Origin of the sequence: Dietzia timorensis, assembly GCF_001659785.1 — a bacterium.
Taxonomy (GTDB): domain Bacteria; phylum Actinomycetota; class Actinomycetes; order Mycobacteriales; family Mycobacteriaceae; genus Dietzia; species Dietzia timorensis.
Map to the genome: position 1 here is coordinate 1,790,911 of NZ_CP015961.1, position 17,736 is coordinate 1,808,646.

Sequence of the window (17,736 nt, forward strand, 5' to 3'; positions counted from 1 at the left end):
CTCATCCTCTCGTCCGTCGACTGTCCGGCTCTTCTCGTCCACCCTGTATCCCCTGACGATATCGCTCCTGCGGAACGGATCGTCAGCGTACGGATCCGCCCGGGGGAACGTTTGATTCGTCGGACGATTCGGTTCCCTTCGCCATGGGTGCAGCCAGAGACGCCGACAATAGCGCGAAATCCGAACCGGTGTCGTTGAGGCGCATCACGAAGGGGCGGTGCGCGGTGTATCTGACCGCCGACACCGAAGCCGGCTCGACGACGATTCGCTGGAAAGCATCCAGGTGCATTCCGCAGGCATCTGCGATAGCCGCCTTGATCGGGTCACCATGCGAGCATGCGATCCACAACACGTCCCGGCCGTGCTCCTCGGCGAGTGCGGCATCGCGTTCGCGGAGCGCCGAAACCACTCGCAGGGCCATGTGAACCAGCGATTCCCCGCCGGGGAACACCGCCGCCGAAGGGTGATTCTGCACCGTCTGCCACAGCGGCTCGTCGGTGAGGTCCCCCAGTTTGCTCCCGGTCCACGAACCATAGTCGACCTCCGCGAGCCGCTCGTCCTCGATTGTGACTACGCCGAGAGCGGCTGCCAGGGGCTCGACCGTTTGCCCACACCGTTCAAGGGGGGAATGGACAATCTTCGCGATCTCGAGGCCCTGAAGCCGATCCGCCAGGCTTCTGGCCTGTTCCTCCCCCGCCTCGTTGAGGGACACTCCCGGCTTCCTTCCGGCCAGGATGCGCGCCTGGTTTGCGGTCGATACACCGTGCCGAATCAACAGGACCGTCATGCGCCCAGCATACGCTGCGCGTCCCGGCGGTCTGCCCGTGCCACCGCCGGTTCGGTGCTTAAGCCGAGGTCAGGGTAGGTGTGATGACCCCGGCAGTGAGGAGACCGATGACGACGAGCCCGAGGATAATCCGGTAACCGGCGAACCACGCGAGCGAGTGATTCTGCACGAAGCGCAGCAGCCACGCGATCGATGCGTACCCCACGGCGAACGCGATAGCCACGCCGATCACGATCTGGATGCCAGTGGCGGACTGCCCGGCCTGCGGATCGAAAACGTCCGGCAGGCTGAACAGGCCGGAGGCAAGGACTGCCGGGATCGCCAGCAGGAACGAGTAGCGCGCTGCCGCCTCACGCGAGAGGTTCATGAACATGCCGGCAGACATCGTCGCGCCCGACCGGCTCACGCCGGGAATCAGGGCCAGGCATTGGCCGAAGGCCATCGCGAGCGTCGTCTTCATATCCATCCCCTTGAGCGTCTTCGGGTCGACGTCACGGTTCTGCTTGCCCCAACGCTCCGCGGCAAGAAACACAAAGGAGAACAGGATCAACACGATCGCGGTGATCCACAGGTTGCGGGCGCTTTCTCTGATCACGTCCTTGAACAAGAACCCGATGATGCCGATCGGGATGGTGCCGATGATCACCATCCAGCCGAGCCGATATTCGTCGCCGCGCGCGTCCGCGTTGGCGATACCCCGGAACCAGGCCATGGCGATGCGGTAGATGTCTTTCGCGAAGTAGACGACCACCGCGGCCTCGGTGCCGAGCTGCACGACCGCGGTGAAGGACGCGCCGGCATCGTGGCCGAAGAAGATCTTCGAGAAAATGGATAGGTGCCCCGACGAGGAGACCGGCAGGAATTCGGTGAGTCCCTGGAGTAGAGACAACACCACTACCTGTAGCCACGACATCGACTCTTCAACGACCATGTGAATATCGGTCCTTCCTCCACGCCCGGCGCGGACAACAGTCATGAGGACGCGCGGGAATCGGGGAAATTTCGTCGCGTCGAACCCGCACCAGGGTAGCCCCGCGCAAGACTATCTGGCCCTTTCGACACAATGGAACCCACAATGGGATGCGGCGACCGGGCCACCACACCAGCCGAGGACGGGTCCAATGCCTCTTCCGCACCGCCTTTCATGGGCGAAGAAAGGAATTCGAGAAGCAATCATGCGGATAAATCGAGCTGTACATGGACACCGGCGCCGCAGGGTGTCGGGCCTCGTCGCCGTCGCCGGAGCCGTTGTGCTCGGGGCGTCCGGGTGCGCTACTTCGCACCTTGAGGAGTTCAACTCGGTCGAGATGGGCAATGCCACTCCAGAGATCCTGCCCACAGAAACCGATCCGGCCGGGCAGGTCACCGATCTGGAATCCCCGGTGGTCGCCGCAGTGTCACTGGATGACGGCGGCGTTGCGTTGCAGCTCGACGATCCAGGCCGCGTGGAATTCGGACACATTTCCGGCGGCGAGTTCGTCTCTGATGAGAGGGTCGAGCTCCCCGACGACTCACTCCCCGTAGTCCCTTCTTCCGACGGGGTTCTCGTGGGCGGCGCAGAGGGAATCGGCAGGGCCACAGTGGACGGAGGATACGAGCCGATCGGTGATACCGGGCCGGTCACGGCGGTCGCCGAGCTGGAGGACGGTCGAATTCTCACGGGGCACAAGGACGGCACCGTCGCTGTACGCAGCGCCGACGGTGGGGAGAACGCCCGCCTCGAATCACTCGAGGGGATCGATCAGCTCGCAGCGTCCGGGAACGTCGGTTTCGCAGTGTCGCGCGCGGACACCACCGTGGCCAACGTCTATCCCGACTCCAACGAGATCGGACCGGTTCTCCGGCCGGGTAAGGCCGCAGGCGTTGCCGCCACCACCGAAGACGGCTGGGCCGCGGTGAGCGACACCACTGGAAACGCCCTGATGATTTTCGACGCCGATCCTTTGCGCCTGCACCAGATGTTCCCGGTCGGCAAAGCCCCTTGGGCGGTCGCGGCGGTGCCTGGAACCTCGGTCGTGTGGGTGGCACTCAGCGGCGAGAACCGCGTAGTAGCCATCGACATCTCGTCCGGGCAGGGCCGTGAGGTCGCCGCGTTCGACACCGTGTCCGCTCCTCATTCCCTGAGCGTCGCAGAAGACGGTGCCCTGGTCGTCGGATCCGCGGACGGCTCGGGAGTGCAAATCATCTCGCCCGAAGAGCAGCGACTGCCCTAGAGTCATGTGGTGGCCTGCGCCAGCGGCGCCGGCCATTCGAGCCCAACCGAGGATTGGTCAATGTACAAGGTTCTACAGTTCGTGTTGTTCCGCTTCCCGTCGGAGCGCATCCACCATGTGACGTTCGGTGCCCTCAAGCTACTCACCCTCGTCCCACCACTTGGCTCACTCCTTCGTCGCTTCCTGGGCGTCAAGGATCCGATCCTCACCCAAGACGTCTTCGGACGCTCGTTCCCCGGTCCACTCGGGCTCGCCGCCGGATTCGACAAGAACGCCGCCGCCCCGGACTCCTGGGGGGCGATCGGCTTCGGGTACTCGGAGATGGGTACGGTCACCGCTGCTCCGCAGCCGGGGAACCCAACGCCGCGCCTGTTCCGCCTCATCCCCGACCGCGGTCTCCTCAACCGCATGGGCTTCAACAATCACGGCGCCGGAAACGCGGCGAACAACCTGCGCCGCCGTCGCTCTCAGGACCCGGTCGGCATCAATATCGGCAAGACCAAAGTCGTCGAGCCGGAAAAAGCCGTCACCGACTACGTCTCGAGCGCGCACATCCTCCACGGGTTGGCCGACTACCTGGTTGTCAATGTCTCTTCTCCCAACACACCGGGGCTGCGCGATCTGCAGGCCGTCGATTCGCTGCGCCCGATCCTCGCCGCCGTGCAAGAGGTCTCGAGCATTCCGGTGTTGGTGAAGATCGCCCCCGATCTCGCCGATGCCGATATCGACGCGGTCGCTGACCTCGCCATCGAGCTGGGCCTTGCCGGTATCGTCGCCACGAACACAACGGTCTCGCGCGAGAATCTCGCCACTCCGGCGCGCGAAGTCGAATCGATGGGAGCCGGCGGAATCTCCGGCGCTCCGGTCGCCCGGCGTTCGCTCGAGGTCCTCGACCGCCTATACGCACGCGCCGGCGACCAGCTCGTGCTCGTCTCCGTGGGCGGAATCGAAACCGAGGAGCAAGCGTGGGAGCGCATCACCCACGGCGCGACACTTATCCAGGGATACACCGGGTTCATCTACGGCGGGCCATTGTGGATGACCCGGATCAACCGCGGCATCGCTAAGCGGCTACGTGACGGCGGATTCTCTTCGCTCTCGGAGGCCGTCGGCTCCGCCGTCACCGCCGGATAACACCCCGGAACACATTCGGCTCCCACGTGGCCAACAATGTATGACGGCGAGCATGCCGATCGTGCTAGGCGGAGACAAGAGTTCGGCCGCGCCCGGAATCTCGCCGGGCGCGGCCGAATCGCGCAGACGCGTCTTGTGGTTCCTAGGCTTCGTAGAGCCCGGTGAGTGTGCCGCGGGCGATGGCCTTGAAGAACATGTTGAATCCGAGGAACGCGACCGAGGAATCGTCCTCCATCGGTAGGGAATCCTCGCTGATCGCGTGCACGGCGAAGATGTAGCGGTGCGGGCCGTGGCCTTCGGGCGGAGCGGCACCGACGAATCCCTTGAACGACGCGTCGTTGCGCAGCGTGATGGCTCCCTGCGGTAGATCACCGGAATCCGGGGTGCCTGCGCCGACGGGCAGCGAGGTCGTGCCTGCCGGGATGTTCGCCACGGCCCAGTGCCAGAATCCCGAGGCGGTGGGCGCATCCGGGTCGAAGCATGTGACGACGTAGCTGCGCGTGCCCTCCGGGCCCGCCTCCCAGCTCAGCTGAGGGGACTGGTCTTCGCCACCGTCAACACCCATCTTTCCGGACGTCTGAGCGGTCGGAAGGGTCTGGCCTTCGGTGAAGGTCTCGGAACTGACCTTGAGGGTGGGAAGTTCCGGGAGCGCGTCGTAGGGATTCGGGGTACGGAATTGGCTCATATCTACCTCCTGTGTGCGGCGTACCTCCAGTACTACCAGCGGTCCGGGCTCGCATGCAGAGCCGGATTTTGCGGTGGACGGCTAATGGGATAGAGTTTCTTCTCGGCTCGCACGAGAGAACATCTCGGCGGGAGACAACCACGCGCGAGTGGCGGAATGGCAGACGCGCTAGCTTGAGGTGCTAGTGTCCTATTAACGGACGTGGGGGTTCAAGTCCCCCCTCGCGCACTGAAGAAAAGCCCCTGACCTGGGAATTATTTCCCCGGTCGGGGGTTTCTTCGTTGGTAAGGGCGAAGGCAGGTGGCAAAAATTCGCGCGAAACGTCCGGAGAGAACGTACGAGACCGGACAGGTCACGTCATGGTTGCGACGGGTGGCGCTGGCCGCCACCGTTGTGCTGACCGCCTTCCTGCTTGCGCGATTTCCGTACCTGCCCGCGACAATTCCCACTCACTTCTCGCTCACCGGGCAAGCGGACGACTGGGGTCCGCGGTGGATGCTTTTTCCGCTGATCGCCGTGTTCGGCGGGCTGGCGATCGCGGTGGCGTGGATCTCCAAACGTCCCCAGTACTTCAACTACCCGATGGGAATCACCGAATCGAATGCCCAGTCCGCCTATCGCGAGGGCGAACGGATGATGGTGTGGACGGAGGTCGCTCTCGTGATGCTGTATGTGGGAGTTGCGGCCTCGACCATTGGGTGGAATGGGACCATCTTTGTTGCCATGGGGATCGTCGGCATGCTCGGTGCGGTCGTTGGGGGCTTGGTTCGTCTTCTCGCCGTCGATTAGTACGCAATTGATAGTTGCCTGACAGCGAAGGGCCGGGGCATCGTTTCGGTGATGCCCCGGCCCTGTGCACTCGTTTCTAGACGATGTAAAGGCGCCCGTCGTCCATGGTGACCTCCCTATCGGCGCGATCGGCGGCATCGCGGTCGTGGGTGATGAGCAGCGTGGCGACGCCTTGTTCCCTCACGACATCGAGAAGCAGGTCCATGACGGCGGCGGTCCGCACCGAATCGAGGGCCGAAGTCGGCTCGTCGACGAGCAGCAGCTCCGGCGACGCCATGAGCGCACGAGCCAGGTTGACCCGCTGGCGCTGACCGCCCGAAAGCGCGCCAGCCTTCCGGTTCATCGACGATTCCAAACCCATCCGCTCGAGCAGATGACGCGCCCGCTCCTCGGTCTCGCGGCGCCGGCGACGACCGGCCGCGGTGAAACCGGCGAGTGGATTGTGCAGACGGTCCATGGCAGTGAGCTGCTCGAGAGCTGTGAGGGATGAGACGAGGTTCGACTGCTGGAAGACGATTCCGATATTCTCGCGGCGCATCTTCGCCTGCTCGCCGTCAGAAAGCTCGGTCAGTTCCGTTCCCCCGACCTGGACGAGCCCGGAATCGGGGCGGATCAACGTCGCCGCCACCGCCATCAGCGAGGACTTGCCGGAGCCGGAGGCACCCGTAAGTGCGACGAGCTCGCCACGATCGACCGACAGGTTGACGTTGTCGACCGCCGTCACCAGGGACGCGCCGTCGGGAAAGGTGAGGGTGACGCCGGACATGTTCAACGCGGGGCCATCGTGGTGCCCTGCGGAGGGACGTACTTCGTGCTGGATCGCGGTATTCATGGGAAAGGTGACTCCTTGGACGAGTAGTGAAAGGTCGTGGCGGTGGTCAGCGGGCTCCGCCGAGGGCGGAGAGGGGCGATGCACTGCGGATGAACATCATGGCGGCGCCGGCCCCCGCCAAGCCGAGGGCGAGGAGGATGATCGCCGGGAACACAGTTGTCCCCGCAGTGAGGACGAATGGGAGGCCCGAACCGATCGCGGTGGCCGCGGCGACGGTGATGGCGAGTCCGACTCCCACACCGATGACGAGCACAACGAACGCCTGGCCGAGAGCGTCACGCATGAGAGACGCTGTTGTCGCACCAAGTGCCTTGAGGGTCGCGATGTCGGGAATGCGCTGCACGGTCCACACGGTGAAGAACGCTCCGGTCACCAGCGCGGCGATCGCCATGAGCATCCAGTTGATTGTGGTCAACGTGGTGTTCTCGGCCTTGTACGCGGACATGGTCTCGGGCAGATCCGAGGCGGCGACGACCGTCGTGCCGGCGGCCGCTCCCTCAAGCGCGTCTGCTGGGGCGTCGGCGATGACGGTAGTGGCGGCTCCCTGTCCGGCGGCTTGGGGCTGAGCAGCCCATTCGGCGCCGTTGGCCCACATGAGCGGCTGGTGGCTGTACCAATCGTCGCCGGAGACCCCGGCGACGGTCTTGGTCCCTCCCCACAGGTCTACGCTGTCGCCGGTAGTGATGCCCGCGGTCTCTGCGAGCGCCGACGAGACGATGACCTCGCCAGGCGCCGGCGACGGCACCTCGGGTCGATCTCCAGATACTGCCGCGACGGAGACCGGCTCCTCGCCTACCGTCGAACGACTGAAGGCCACCGAGGTGAAGGGCCCCTTCTCTGCGATCGCGCCGATTTGCTCTTCGGTGAGTGCCGAGCGGTCAAGGCTCGGATCGCCGGTTCCGGAGACCACGGCGCTGGTTCCGCCGAGCGTGTCGAGGGCGGCGATATTGCGGTGCTCCAGTCCACCGGTGAGACCGGAGAGGAAGCTCACGAGTAGTGCCACGAGAGCGACCGTGACGGTGATGAGCGCGAACCGGCCCTTCGCCGATCGCAGCTCTCGAATTCCTACGAACATGATGTGAATCCCTTCGTTATCTCGCTGACTTCCAGTCAAGTCGTCAGCCAGCGGTTTCACATCGGCATGAGGTCTGTCCCGACATCAATCGTTCGGATGAGCGCAGATAGCCGGAAGTCGTGCCGGGATCTCATACACCGACGTCTCGAATCGGGGACATTCATGCAGGAATGTTGGGATTGGGGAGCGCACGGGCGAATGCATACACTTGGACTCTGGCGAGTACGGGAAAGGGCGCCGTAGAAAGGGAGCAATGACAGCGGAAACGGGCATCGATCCAGAGGAATTGGCCACGTGCCTCCGAGTTCTGGACGAAGGCGGCCGTCTGCCGGCCGATCATCCCGATTCCGTGGCCCTCCAACGCGCCGTCGGCCACCTTTTCAAGGAAGTAAAGAGGCAGCGCCGCGCTGCCGCCCGCCAGAGTCGCCAACAGGCCGACCAAGCAGTTCTCGAGAGGACCGCGACTGGGTCCGCTGGGCGTATCGACGACGAGACCGCCGGAATCCGTCTCGTGTCCGACGTTCCTGGCGAAATCGCGGGACACCTGCAACGTCCGCAAGATTGCTACATTTGTAAAGATCCGTATACGCAGGTAGACGCGTTCTATCATCAGTTATGCCCGCGGTGCGCCGCGCTCAATCGGGCGAGGCGGGACCCGGACATGGACCTACGCGGGAAACGAGCACTGCTCACGGGCGGACGCGCGAAGATCGGCATGTACATTGCGTTGATGCTCCTTCGCGCGGGCGCGGCGCTGACAATAACGACCCGCTTTCCACGGGACGCTGCGCGCCGGTTTTCTTTGATGGACGACTACGACGACTGGGGCGATCGACTCACCGTCGTGGGCGTCGACCTTCGCGACCCGGCACAGGTGACGGCGGTCGCCGACGAAGTGGCGGCGTCCGGCCCCCTCGACATACTCATCAATAACGCGGCACAAACTGTCCGCCGCTCCCCCGGCGCCTACTCGGGCCTCGTAGACGGAGAGTCCGTCCCTCTATCCGGCAAAGCCGAGAGCGTGGCGATGGTGTCGATGGGACGGACGAGCCAGGCTCATCCTGCCTCGCTGGCGGCGGCCGGAGAGACGTTATCGACGTTGGAAAATACTTCGCCCCTTGCGTCTGCGAACGCGCAGCGAGTCGCCGTCGATGCTCTGCAGGCGGGTTCGGCATCACTCGAACGCATTGCCGCCGGCACCGCGGTCGACGCCGGCGGCCTGATCCCCGACCTCGTGGATTCGAATTCATGGGTCCAGACGGTCGAGCAGATCGCCCCGCTAGAGATGCTCGAGGTCCAACTATGCAACGCCGTGGCACCATTCATTCTACTGTCGCGACTGCGGCCTGCCCTCGAAGCATCAAAAGCCAGGCGCAAGTACGTCGTCAACGTATCGGCGATGGAGGGGGTCTTCTCGCGGCGATACAAGGGCTCGGGACACCCTCACACCAACATGGCGAAGGCGGGCCTGAACATGCTGACCCGGACGAGCGCTGCCGAACTCTATGAGCGCGGAATTCTCATGACCGCGGTGGACACCGGGTGGATCACCGACGAGCGTCCGCATTCGACCAAGACCCGTCTCGCCTCGGAAGGCTTTCGAGCTCCTCTCGATCTCGTGGATGGTGCCGCGCGCGTCGTCGACCCGATCGTGCGCGGTGAGGCCGGCGAGGATGTCTACGGTGTCTTCCTCAAGGATTTCGAGTCGTATCCGTGGTGAAGGCGTGAGCACACTGGACCCGCGACCTAAAACCGTTCTCCTCGATTGCGATCCGGGAATCGATGATGCGATGGCGATCGTGGATCTTCTCGCCAGGAGATCGTTCGGTGAGATCGACATCGCAGGGATCGTCGCCACCGCCGGGAATGCGAGCGTCGAGGACTGTGTTGCTTCGGCCCTGTCGTGGCTCGAGCTCGGCGAGCGAACCGATCGGGAGCAAGAACGGCGCGGCACCGACCGGATACCTGTCTTCGCGGGCGCGTCGGGACCGATCGAGGTCGAGCATGCCTTTACTCCGGAAACCCATGGTGAGCACGGGCGTGGATACGCTCCTCTGGTGCGGGCGGCACGACCGGCGTCATCGATTGGTGGTGCGCGCGCATGGAGCGAAGTGAGCCGCCGCTTCGAGGGCGAGCTGCACGCCGTGGTGATTGGTCCATTGAGCACGCTTGCCGCGGCTCTGGAACTCGATGAGGGCATCGCCGACAGATTGGCGAGCCTGACGATCATGGGCGGGAGCTTCTGCGGCCATCCCGGCAACACTACATCTGTAGCGGAATGGAACTCCCACTTCGACCCGGAGGCCGCTCAGCGCGTTTGCGAGCGCTTTGCCGGGCGTGCCGTGGTGCCGCGGTGGTGCGGGCAGAACGTCACCGATTTCGCCGTCTTTACGCCCGCCGATATCACCGAGGTCCTCTCGGCGACCAGGGGCGCCCCGGTGACCCGCGCTCTGGCGGCGGCACTTCGGTTCTATTTCGAATTTCACGACAGCGTCGGCGAGGGATACGGCGCGAAGGTTCACGACCCGATCGCCGCCGCACTCGCGCTCGAGCCCGCGGCGGGGCGTTGGAGGCCGGCTCGGATCGACGTCTCCACTGCCGATCCTCTTACCCGCGGACAATCGATCGCCGAGTTTCGACCCGAGCGCTGGTTCGGCGGTGTGTACGGAAGCGGCCCGCGTAATGCCGATGTTCTGGTGGATATCCCCGGAATGCCTGGGGCGGGTGGGATCGACGAAATCATCGCCCACTGGAAGGCTCGACATATCCGTTGGGTCTGCGGCTGAGTTGCTGGCAGGGTGGCCGTTTGCCCCCAACAAATCAGCCGAAAGGATGACCTGAATTCCGGCTGAGTGGCCGATGTGGATGCTCTTCGGAAGCGATGTAATCGTCGGTGTAAAAGAATCCGACCGGCGGGCGCCGGGAATCATCGTGCTGGAGAAGAAATGAACACCGAAGTTGCTCCCGAAAGCGACGTGAAGCCGCCTTCACGCCGGGACTGGCTTGCACTCGCCGTCTTGTCGATCGGCCTGGGGCTGATCGTGCTCGACGGAACCATCGTCGGGGTTGCCTTACCGGATATTATCGCCGATCTCAGTCTCGAGTTCGCCGAGGCGCAGTGGGTCAACAGCCTCTACGCCGTAGTCCTCGCAGCGCTCCTGCTGTCCACAGGCAAGCTCGCCGACGCCGTCGGCCGCAAGCGGTTGTTCGTCGCGGGGCTTGCCGTGTTCATGGGCGGCAGCGTGCTCGCGGCGATGTCGGAGGGGGCGTCAATGCTCATCGCCGCTCGCGCCGTGCAGGCGCTGGGCGCGGCGATGATCATGCCCTCGACCTTGTCCACGGTGAACGCAGTGTTCCGTGGTCGTTATCGCGCGGCCGCTTTCGGTGTGTGGGGCGCAGTGATCTCGGGGGCGGCCGCTGTCGGTCCGCTCGCAGGTGGAGCGCTCACCCAATGGGCGAGCTGGCATTGGATCTTTCTCGTCAACGTTGCCGTCGGTGCGGCAGTCATCGTCGCTGCGCTCGCCACGGTCCCCGAAACTTCAGGCGTACGTTCTCGTCCCGGCGCCGATGTCGATGGCGCCTTGTTGAGCGCGATCGGATTCGGCATGCTCGTGTTCGGAGTAATCGAGGGCCCGGACCTCGGGTGGTGGACACCGAAGGAAAGCTTCGCATTCTTCGGCTTCGAATGGTCCGTGAACGCGGCAGTTTCCCCGGTGCCCGTGGCGCTCTGTATAGCCGTGGTTTCGCTTGTTCTTTTCGTGCGCTGGGAGATTCATCGCGATCGCGTTCGACGCTCCGCGCTCCTCGATGTCACGCTGTTCGACCTGCGGACGTTCTCGTGGGGCAACATCACGGCCGGAATGGTCGCTGTCGGTGAGTTCGCGATCATTTTCGTCCTACCCCTCAATCTCGTAAACGCATTGGGTCTGAGCTTCATCGCCTCAGGTGTGGTCCTTGCAGCCATGGCCATCGGCGCCTTTTTCTCGGGGGCGATGGCGCGTCATCTCGCGGCAAGGGTAGGTTCGCCGGGCACGGTGATCTTCGGACTGTCGCTTGAGCTCGCCGGCGTACTGGGCTTGATCGTCTTTGTGGGAGTCAGCGAGTCCGCGTGGGCCGTCGCGCTGCCTCTCATCGTCTACGGGCTCGGTCTCGGACTCGCCTCTGCGCAATTGACGGGCACCGTTTTGCAGGACGTCCCCGTCGAAGTCTCGGGACAGGCTTCAGCGACGCAGAGCACCGTGCGCCAGATCGGTACGGCTCTGGGGACCGCGTTCGCGGGGGCGGCGATGTCTATCGCATTGGCCTCTACACTTCCCTCCGCATTGGCCTCGGCCGGGTTCTCCGGCGCGAGTGCGAGCCAGTACGCGGAGGCGACCAGGCAATCGGCGGGATCTGCGATCGCGGCACTACGCGAACAAGGATCCGCAAGCCAGTTCGGTAGCCAAAGCGAGGAAGTGGTGCATGCCTTGAGCGTGGGAATGGGTCAGGCGACTCAAATCGCCCTCCTTTGCGCGGGCGCGTTCCTGGTTCTCGGGTTGATCGGCGCCGTTCAGGTCAAGCGAGCGGCCGAGTATTCGTCGGTGGAATCATCGTAGGCGTCGAGGATCTGTTGCGCCGCCAGCGTCGCCGTGAGCGAGCCCTCCTTGACCTCGGCGATTACTTCTTTCGCCACCCCGGCCACAGTCTCACGCTCGGTGAGCCGGGCTAGGAGCTCTTCACGCACCATCGACCACGTCCACTCCGCCTGCTGATCGGCGCGCCGACGGTCGAACTCACCCTTGGAGACCATCGTCTCATGGTGCCGCTGGACCTCCGTCCAGAACTCGTCCACCCCGTTTCCGGAGAGACCGGACATCGTCAGGACCGGTGTGGTCCAGATGGCGTCGTGCGGCTGAATCATGCGCAACGCCGAACCGAGTTCCCGTGCAGCGCGCTTGGCATCCCGCACATGGTCGCCATCGGCCTTGTTCACCGCGATCAGCTCCGCGATCTCCAATACGCCCTTCTTGATGCCCTGGAGCTGGTCACCGGTGCGTGCGAGGGTGAGGAACGTGAAAATGTCGGTCATTTGGGCGACCGTGACCTCTGATTGCCCCACGCCCACCGTTTCCACGAGTATGACGTCGAAGCCCGCTGCCTCGAGGACGATGATCGCTTCCCGCGTCGCTCTTGCCACGCCGCCCAGCGTCCCTGAGGTCGGCGATGGCCGAATGTAGGCCTTGTCGTTGACCGACAGGTTCGCCATCCGGGTCTTGTCGCCGAGAATCGAGCCACGGGTACGCGTAGAAGATGGGTCGACGGCGAGCACGGCGACCTTGTGGCCCTCGTCGATGAGCTTCATCCCGAGCGATTCGATGAAGGTTGACTTGCCGACGCCGGGCACACCGGTAATCCCGACGCGTAAGGCATTACCCGCGTGCGGCAACAACTCCATGAGAAGAGCCTGCGCGCTGGAACGGTGGCGCCGTGCCGAGGACTCGACGAGCGTGATGGCCCGTGCCACCTGGGAACGATCGTCCTTGCGAACGTTCGCGGCCAATGCGGCGACATCGATCGACGGGCGTTCTTGTGCCACGGGAGATCACGCTCCCTTGCCGTGCGTCACTTCCGGGGAATCGGGAAGATCGATGCCGAGGTCGGAGGCCAGAAGGCCGATGAGCTCGATCGCCGACTCCGCGATGACGGTGCCAGGCGGGAAGATCGCGGCGGCGCCCGCCTCGCGGAGCTCGTCGAAGTCTCCCGGAGGGATGACGCCGCCCACGGTCACGAGAATATCTTCGCGACCCACATCCGCGAGTGCCTGTCGAAGGGCGGGGACAAGCGTGAGATGGCCGGCGGCAAGCGACGAGACGCCGATGGCGTGGACGTCGTTGTCCGCAGCCTGGCGCGCCACTTCTTCCGGGGTCTGGAACAGCGGACCCATATCGACATCGAAACCCAAGTCGGCGAAGGCGGTACCGACGACCTTCTGGCCGCGATCGTGGCCGTCCTGACCCATCTTCGCGATGAGAATACGGGGGCGGCGCCCCTCCTCCCTGGCGAAGGTGTCGGCGAGCTCGACCGCTCGGTCGACGTTATTCACGGCGCCCTCCTTTACGACTTCCTGCCGGTAGACACCTGAAAGCGTTTTGATCTCCGCCTTGTGTCGACCGTAGACCTTTTCCAGTGCGTCGGAGATTTCCCCACCGCTGGCATGGGCGCGGGCCGCGTCAACGGCCAGTGCGAGCAAATTGTGATCGAGCGAGGATCCGGCAGGTTGCCGTGCCGCTTCCGTGAGCCGATCCAGCGCGGCCTGACAGGCGTTCTCGTCGCGCTCCGCCCGTAGCCTCTTGAGCTTCTCGATCTGCTCGGCGCGAACCCGAGAATTCTCGACCTTGAGGACCTCGATCTCCTGGTCCTCGGGGACGACGTACTTGTTGATTCCGATGACCGGCTGACGGCCCGAATCGATCCGTGCTTGCGTGCGGGCGGCGGCCTCTTCGATACGAAGCTTGGGGATCCCCTCCCCGATGGCCTTGGCCATGCCCCCGGCCTCTTCGATCTCGCGGATGTTCTCGCGCGCCTTATCGGCAAGCTGCGCGGTAAGGGACTCGATGTAGTACGAGCCGGCCCAGGGATCGATGGGGCGAACGTTACCGGACTCCTGTTGCAGTAGTAGCTGGGTGTTTCGCGCGATGCGAGCAGAGAAGTCCGTCGGCAAAGCGAGGGCTTCGTCCAACGCGTTGGTGTGAAGCGACTGGGTGTGACCCTGGGTTGCAGCCATCGCCTCGATGCACGTGCGCGCCACGTTGTTGAATGGGTCCTGGGCGGTGAGCGACCATCCCGAAGTCTGGGAGTGCGTACGCAGCGAGCGCGATTTCGGGTTCTTCGGGGAGAATTCCTCCACGAGCTCGCTCCAGAGCAACCTACCGGCCCGAAGCTTGGCGACCTCCATGGAGAAGTTCATCCCGATCGCCCAGAAGAACGACAGGCGAGGCGCGAACGCGTCGATATCGAGTCCGGCGGCCAAGCCTGCGCGAATGTATTCGACGCCGTCGGCCAGTGTGTAGGCCAGCTCGAGATCGGCGGTGGCTCCCGCTTCCTGGATGTGATAGCCGGAGATCGAGATCGAATTGAATCGAGGCATCTTCTGCGAGGTGTAGGAGAAGATATCCGAGATGATTCGCATCGATGGTTCAGGCGGGTAGATATAGGTATTCCGCACCATGAACTCTTTGAGGATGTCGTTCTGGATCGTTCCCGCGAGCTGCTCGGGACCGACTCCCTGTTCCTCGGCCGCGATGATATACAGCGCCAGAATCGGGAGAACTGCGCCATTCATCGTCATTGAGACCGAGACCTGCGACAGGTCGATGCCGTCGAAAAGCTCTCGCATATCGAGGATGGAGTCGATCGCGACACCGGCCATACCCACGTCGCCGGCGACCCGCGGGTGGTCCGAGTCGTACCCGCGGTGCGTCGCGAGGTCAAAGGCGACCGAAAGTCCCTTCTGCCCGGCTGCGAGGTTACGACGATAGAAGGCATTGGATTCAGCGGCAGTCGAGAATCCCGCGTACTGGCGGATGGTCCACGGCTGGTTTACGTACATCGTCGGATACGGGCCGCGGAGGAAGGGCGCACGACCGGGGAACGTGTCCACAGGGTAAGCAGTTGCGTTTCCGCTCGGATTCGCGAGCTGGTCGCGGTCCTGTTTGGTATAGACACGCTTGACCGAGATTCCCTCGGGCGTTTCCCACACGCCGGTCGGCGTGGCTTCCTCGTCGGAGTCGGCGGGAGTGCCTTCACCCCGGAATGGGATGGAAGAAAAGTCAGGGATGGTCATGGCTACTTAACTCCCAACTGCGAAGCGACGCTCGACATGGTTTCGATGACATCCACCCCCATGGAAAGAAACTCGTCCGGCCTACCATTGCCTTCCGCTTCCGCAAAAGGCTTGGCCGAACCAGCGACGTACACAATGTCCGCGCCCGCGTCACGCAGCGCGGCGACCGCATCGGCCCCGGCCTCCGAATAACGAATGTCGGCACCACAGAGCACCGCGATAAATGATGCTTGCGCAGCGCCCACCGGAGAAGTGACGAAGTCCTTCGCTGCCTTGGCGTAATCGTCGATCGCCGTCACCTCTACGTCATGAGCGACGATTCCGCCGGCGGCGAAGAGATTGACCACGAACGTGTTGCGCGCGCTTCTTTCGGCGACTTTCCCCAACCCGAAGAACGCGACGGTGGGGCGCTGGCCGGTCCGGTCGAGGAAGTCGTCGGAGCGGTCTCGCAACGATTCGTACGCCTCGCCGTAGAAGTACCGTTGCGGCGCACGTTGCTCCTTGGGGAGGGGTTTCTCCGCAAGATTGGGAAATTCGCTTAGCCCGGTGAGCGGGTGCTTCCGATTAGCGACGAGAGCGGTACGAGCTGCGCGTGCCGCGACGAGGTCGGAGCTGACCTTGTCGGACGAGGCGAACAGGCCTCCCGCCGATTCGATCTCCTGAAAATAAGTCCAGGCCGTCTCGGCCAATTCTGCAGTACGCGATTCGACGTACCACGAACCACCTGCAGGATCGACGACATGACCGAGATGGGACTCCTCGATGAGCAGGAGCTGGGTATTTCGAGCCATGCGGCTGGCGAAAGAGCGAGACGTGCCGGAGAGACCGCCGTCCAATGTGGCATCGAAAGCATTGACGGTGACGTATTCGGCGCCGCCAAGTCCCGCGGCGAAAGCGGCCACTGTGGAACGAAGCATGTTGACGTAGGGGTCACGCCTCGTCGAGGCGGCGAGAGAAGTGACCGCGTGCTGCGGAGCATCCCCATGTTCGGGCTCGCCGAGTACTTCGCAAACCCGTGCCCAAAGTGTGCGCGCGGCGCGCATTTTGATGATGGTTGCAAACTGATCCGGTGTCGCCGAGAAGCGAAACCAGATCTGGTCGAGAGCCTGCGCGGTGCTTAGCCCGGCGTTCGCCAGAGCTCGGACGTACTCGACGGCCGCGGCTAGGGCGATCCCGAGCTCCTGCCCGTCGGTGGCGCCCCGTTCATGTGCGCTCGCTCCATCGGCGAGCAGGGATCGGATGGCCTCTCCCCGACCCGCGGCGGCGACCGCCGTGCTGACCGCGTCGTCCGTGCTCGCCGATTCGTAGCCGAAGACGGCGGCGGTCCCTGGGGCGCACGCAGCGAGGACCCTGATGTCCTTCCGCTCGCCGGTCAAATCACCGGCCTCGGCGGCGGAGTCGATAAGCGAGAAGAGCGCCGCGGTGGTTTCGGGAGTGTGGCCTCCGGCGTCAACGATTACGGGCGCGAGCTCGAGAAACACCCCTTCGAGTAGGGCAGGAATATCCGCGGCGGAGGCGTCGAGTGACACCGCGGACGTGCCGTGTCCGAGGGAATCCACAAGGAGTTCGTTCGCGGACTTGGGGTCGCTTCCGGCGGTGAAATGTTCGGTGACATGCCAGGCGCCGTCTGGCAGACCTTCGCGTTTGCCGCCACGGACGAAGGGGAATTGGCCGGGTGCAGGGTGCTCGGGAATGTCGTCGAGTCCCGTGTACAGCGGGTTGACCGCTATTCCATCCGGTGTGGTGTGGATCAACGAGCGCCAAGCGTCGCTCGGCATCTCGCCCGGTTCCTTCCGGGCCGACTTCGCCAGGACTTTGACGACGTCCTTTTCCCAGGTGGAAAAGCCTTCGGCAAGCTGCGAATCGCCGGAACTGCCGTGCCGTTGATCAGGTGAAACCACGCCTGATGCCTCCTGTTGGATGTGGATTTCGTCTACCGAGCAACCTTAGTCGAACGTGTTTCAATTTATAATCGACGGGTTGTAGCAATGAAAGCTAAGCATTGATTGCGTTCCAAATCACAGTGAAGAGCACTGTTCCCGCGGTGGCGTAGATGGTGGCCCAGATGATGGAGCCGACCGTCACCGCAGGGAGGTAACGGCGAATCGGCATACGCATCGCGCCGGCAGAGAAATTGATCGCTGTCTGCAGGCCGATGGTGAGAAAGGATAACGGGACCGCCGCCACGCCCCATGTCGCCATGATGTCGCGGGCGCGATCCATCGCCTTTCCCTCGAGGCGCTCTTGCAGGCGCCGGGACCTGCGGCCACCGCTGTCGGCCGCGCGTCCGAGCCAATAGGTGGCGTTGGCGCGCAGCATGACGATCACGAACAGGATGCCGAACGCCAGCGCGAACGGTAAGTCACGGATTGCTTCCATATAATTTCGGGCGTCACGGG

The 17,736-nt window shown here is 63.9% G+C and carries 15 protein-coding genes and 1 tRNA gene; 7 read left to right on the forward strand and 9 right to left on the reverse strand.

The genetic code is table 11. From position 1 onward, the window contains the following. Nucleotides 1-82 precede the first annotated feature (82 nt). Together BJL86_RS08185 and BJL86_RS08190 are read right to left on the reverse strand one after the other, a co-directional pair. Complete coding sequence (locus BJL86_RS08185; protein WP_067471160.1) at nucleotides 83-787, reverse strand: histidine phosphatase family protein; 705 nt, start codon at nucleotides 785-787, stop codon at nucleotides 83-85. Nucleotides 788-845: 58 nt separating this feature from the next. Beyond that, a complete protein-coding gene (locus BJL86_RS08190; RefSeq protein WP_231887084.1) occupies nucleotides 846-1,718 on the reverse strand; it encodes an undecaprenyl-diphosphate phosphatase in 873 nt (290 codons plus the stop codon). 244 nt (nucleotides 1,719-1,962) lie between these two features. On the opposite strand from BJL86_RS08190, the gene BJL86_RS08195 reads away from it, so the two are divergent. Further along, complete coding sequence (locus BJL86_RS08195; protein ID WP_067471158.1) at nucleotides 1,963-3,000, forward strand: YncE family protein; 1,038 nt, start codon at nucleotides 1,963-1,965, stop codon at nucleotides 2,998-3,000. A 60-nt stretch (nucleotides 3,001-3,060) separates the two neighbouring features. Next, nucleotides 3,061-4,134 carry a quinone-dependent dihydroorotate dehydrogenase gene (locus BJL86_RS08200; RefSeq protein WP_067471156.1) on the forward strand — a complete coding sequence of 358 codons (1,074 nt, stop codon included), beginning with the start codon at nucleotides 3,061-3,063 and terminating at the stop codon, nucleotides 4,132-4,134. Between the two features lie 142 nt (nucleotides 4,135-4,276). On the opposite strand, the gene BJL86_RS08205 is transcribed toward BJL86_RS08200, so the two are convergent. Beyond that, nucleotides 4,277-4,819: a YbhB/YbcL family Raf kinase inhibitor-like protein gene (locus BJL86_RS08205; RefSeq protein ID WP_067471154.1), complete on the reverse strand. Its 543-nt coding sequence runs from the start codon at nucleotides 4,817-4,819 to the stop codon at nucleotides 4,277-4,279. A 142-nt stretch (nucleotides 4,820-4,961) separates the two neighbouring features. Here BJL86_RS08205 and BJL86_RS08210 point away from each other — a divergent pair. Then, nucleotides 4,962-5,047, forward strand: a tRNA-Leu gene (locus tag BJL86_RS08210). 72 nt (nucleotides 5,048-5,119) lie between these two features. Next, nucleotides 5,120-5,608: a DUF1648 domain-containing protein gene (locus BJL86_RS08215; RefSeq protein WP_067471152.1), complete on the forward strand. Its 489-nt coding sequence runs from the start codon at nucleotides 5,120-5,122 to the stop codon at nucleotides 5,606-5,608. 76 nt (nucleotides 5,609-5,684) lie between these two features. Here BJL86_RS08215 and BJL86_RS08220 read toward each other — a convergent pair whose 3' ends face one another. Continuing rightward, a complete protein-coding gene (locus BJL86_RS08220) occupies nucleotides 5,685-6,440 on the reverse strand; it encodes an ABC transporter ATP-binding protein (protein WP_067471150.1) in 756 nt (251 codons plus the stop codon). 46 nt (nucleotides 6,441-6,486) lie between these two features. Then, on the reverse strand, nucleotides 6,487-7,515 hold the full coding sequence (locus BJL86_RS08225; RefSeq protein ID WP_067471148.1) for an FtsX-like permease family protein: 1,029 nt from the start codon (nucleotides 7,513-7,515) through the stop codon (nucleotides 6,487-6,489). A 253-nt stretch (nucleotides 7,516-7,768) separates the two neighbouring features. On the opposite strand from BJL86_RS08225, the gene BJL86_RS08230 reads away from it, so the two are divergent. From BJL86_RS08230 to BJL86_RS08240, 3 genes are all read left to right on the forward strand, one after another. Further along, the gene (locus BJL86_RS08230; protein ID WP_067471146.1) at nucleotides 7,769-9,235 is read left to right on the forward strand and encodes an SDR family NAD(P)-dependent oxidoreductase; all 1,467 of its coding nucleotides are present in this window, start codon (nucleotides 7,769-7,771) and stop codon (nucleotides 9,233-9,235) included. Between the two features lie 4 nt (nucleotides 9,236-9,239). Further along, nucleotides 9,240-10,301, forward strand: coding sequence for a nucleoside hydrolase (locus BJL86_RS08235; protein WP_231887083.1), 1,062 nt, complete (start codon nucleotides 9,240-9,242; stop codon nucleotides 10,299-10,301). Between the two features lie 159 nt (nucleotides 10,302-10,460). Beyond that, the gene (locus BJL86_RS08240; protein WP_067471144.1) at nucleotides 10,461-12,110 is read left to right on the forward strand and encodes an MFS transporter; all 1,650 of its coding nucleotides are present in this window, start codon (nucleotides 10,461-10,463) and stop codon (nucleotides 12,108-12,110) included. On the opposite strand, the gene meaB is transcribed toward BJL86_RS08240, so the two are convergent. The 4 genes from meaB to BJL86_RS08260 all read right to left on the reverse strand — a co-directional run bounded on the left by meaB (nucleotide 12,065) and on the right by BJL86_RS08260 (nucleotide 17,716). Further along, nucleotides 12,065-13,090, reverse strand: a complete 1,026-nt coding sequence (gene meaB / locus BJL86_RS08245) for a methylmalonyl Co-A mutase-associated GTPase MeaB (RefSeq protein ID WP_067471142.1) — start codon at nucleotides 13,088-13,090, stop codon at nucleotides 12,065-12,067. The two genes, BJL86_RS08240 and meaB, sit on opposite strands and share 46 nt — an antisense overlap. A gap of 6 nt (nucleotides 13,091-13,096) precedes the next feature. Beyond that, complete coding sequence (gene scpA, locus BJL86_RS08250) at nucleotides 13,097-15,337, reverse strand: methylmalonyl-CoA mutase (RefSeq protein ID WP_067471140.1); 2,241 nt, start codon at nucleotides 15,335-15,337, stop codon at nucleotides 13,097-13,099. Between the two features lie 2 nt (nucleotides 15,338-15,339). Then, nucleotides 15,340-17,238 carry a methylmalonyl-CoA mutase family protein gene (locus BJL86_RS08255; protein WP_067471138.1) on the reverse strand — a complete coding sequence of 633 codons (1,899 nt, stop codon included), beginning with the start codon at nucleotides 17,236-17,238 and terminating at the stop codon, nucleotides 15,340-15,342. Between the two features lie 94 nt (nucleotides 17,239-17,332). Next, the gene (locus tag BJL86_RS08260; protein ID WP_067471136.1) at nucleotides 17,333-17,716 is read right to left on the reverse strand and encodes a DedA family protein; all 384 of its coding nucleotides are present in this window, start codon (nucleotides 17,714-17,716) and stop codon (nucleotides 17,333-17,335) included. Between the last annotated feature and the right edge of the window lie 20 nt (nucleotides 17,717-17,736).